Origin of the sequence: Dermacoccus sp. UBA1591, from assembly GCF_002322065.1 — a bacterium.
Classification (GTDB): domain Bacteria; phylum Actinomycetota; class Actinomycetes; order Actinomycetales; family Dermatophilaceae; genus Dermacoccus; species Dermacoccus nishinomiyaensis.
This window is the reverse complement of record NZ_DCNR01000019.1, coordinates 1-2126: the sequence shown is the minus strand read 5'-3', so window position 1 is coordinate 2126 and position 2126 is coordinate 1. Positions and strand designations below refer to the sequence as shown.

Annotated in this window: 2 protein-coding genes; one reads left to right on the top strand and one right to left on the bottom strand. The window is 69.8% G+C overall.

What is annotated here, in order from left to right; all coding sequences use genetic code 11:
• On the bottom strand, positions 1-854 hold an 854-nt coding region (gene guaB, locus B2284_RS01975), incomplete at its 3' end, for an IMP dehydrogenase (protein ID WP_286697111.1).
• A 56-nt stretch (positions 855-910) separates the two neighbouring features.
• Between guaB and B2284_RS01970 the strand changes: the two genes are divergently transcribed.
• Positions 911-1555: a hypothetical protein gene (locus B2284_RS01970; RefSeq protein ID WP_286697110.1), complete on the top strand. Its 645-nt coding sequence runs from the start codon at positions 911-913 to the stop codon at positions 1553-1555.
• The last annotated feature ends 571 nt before the right edge of the window (positions 1556-2126 follow it).

The window sequence follows — 2126 nt, the reverse complement described above, 5'->3', positions numbered from 1 at the left end:
TGCTTCGTCATGGGGTCGGCCTTGAGCTTGCGGATCATGTCGAGCAACAGCTTGGCGTGGCCGTGCGCGGTGTCGACGACGAGCACGTCGACGCCCGCTTCGATGAGCGTCGTCGCGCGCTGCCAGGCCTCACCGAAGTAGCCGACGGCGGCGCCGACGAGCAGGCGGCCTTCGGCGTCCTTCGAGGCGTTCGGAAACTGCTCGGACTTCACGAAGTCCTTCACGGTGATGAGCGCGACGAGACGCCCGTCGTCGTCGACGAGCGGCAGGCGCTCACGCTTGTGCTGACGCAGGATCGCTGTCGCGTCGTCGTTCGAGATGTCGACGGGAGCAGTGACGAGCGGCTGCGGCGTCATGACGTCGCGCACCTTCGTCGTCGCCCACTCCGCGACGGGCGTGAAGCGCAGGTCGCGGTTGGTGATCATGCCGACGAGCTTGTCGTCCTCGACGACGACGGGCAGCCCGGAGACGCGGTACTGGCCGCAGATCGCGTCGAGCTCTTCGAGCGTCTTGTCGGGGCCGATCGTCACGGGGTTCGTGATGCGCCCCGTCTGCGTGCGCTTGACGAGGTCGACCTGGTAGGCCTGATCCTCGATCGACAGGTTGCGGTGCAGCACACCCATGCCACCCTCGCGCGCCATGGCAATCGCCATGCGCGCTTCGGTGACGGTGTCCATCGCCGCCGAAACGAGCGGAATGTTGAGGGTGATCTCGCGCGTCAGCTGCGCCGTCGTGTCGACCTCGGACGGGATGACGTCGGTCTCGCCGGGCAGCAGCAGAACGTCGTCGTAGGTCAGGCCCAGCGTCGCGAACTTCGGGGGAACGTCAGTGACATTGTCAGAACCGAAAGCCATTGACCAAGTCTAGGACACTCCGGCCCCTGCCCTCACCGCGCGTGACGACGGCACAGGTGGCTGCACGACGAGCCCGCCGCAGCTCCGGTCAGTGCGAGCCGGCAACCGGGCTCCACGACGAACCGCGCCGCAGCTACCGTCAGTCGGATTCGGCCGACGGGCTTCCCGTCGCGGTGGCGCCGGCGCTCGTCTGCGCGGTGCCCGGGTCCGAAACCGTGTCGGAGGGCGTCGGCGTGCTCGACGCCGACGGCGTGGTAGGCGGCGTGGCCGGACTCGTCGGCGTCGCAGTGCCGGACGAAGGCGTCGTCGGGCTGGTCGGCGACGTGGGCTGCGAGTGCGACGGCGCCGGACGCGAACTGCTCGGCTTGGATGTGCTCGAGCTGCTCTGCTTGGACGTGCTCGAGGACGAACCGGGCAAGGTCGATCCGGACGAGCCCGTCGGACGCGACGTGCTGGGCCGTGAGCTGGACGCCGAACCCGTCGACGGGCGCTGCGTCGTCGACTGGGACGAGCGCTGGCCGCGCGTTCCCGGCGTCGTGCGCTGCGGCGCGTCGCCGCGCGTCGTGGTCGTCATCGCCACGCTCGAGGGAACCTGCTCGGGAATCATCGAACCGGCGACTGAACCCTCACCCGAACGCTCGGCGCCTGATTGCGGGCCGGTTTCGGGTCGGGCTGCCTCACGACCGGCACTCTGGCCCTGACTCGGTCCACCATGCGCACTCGATCGCGCCGGTGCACCCGGCGCGGCGGCCATCGGTCCGGGCAGTGTCGTCGGGGTAGGAACGGCCGTGGCCTGCACTCGGGGGACGTCTGGTTCGGCGACGGCGCGCGCATTGCTCCAGTCGAGGTGCAGCGGCGCGAGAACGGTCGACAGGCTTCCGCCGTTGACGGCAGCGGCGACGCTGGACAGCGCGACGACGGCGCCGGCGGAGACGGCCGTGAGACTGGCACGTCCACTCCAAGCACGCCGCGTACGGCGCTTCGAGGTAGGTCGTCCGGTCGCGAGGTAGCGGCCACCGCCGGCGAACTCGTTCTCGCGCGAAGCTGTGATGTTGGTGTCGATGACGGGGTGGGCCGACACATCCTTGTCGTGTACCTCGGGCCGGCGCGTCACCTCGGGACGCAGCGGCCGCGTCACGGCCTCGCAGGTCGCGTCGATCTCACGTGTCCAGGCGGTGAACAGGTCGCTCAATGCCTGCTCGCCGGGGCTGCGCTCCAGGTCGTCGTCACCTTCGCGGGCCGGGGGCTCGACAACGGGCCGCAACCGGGCGG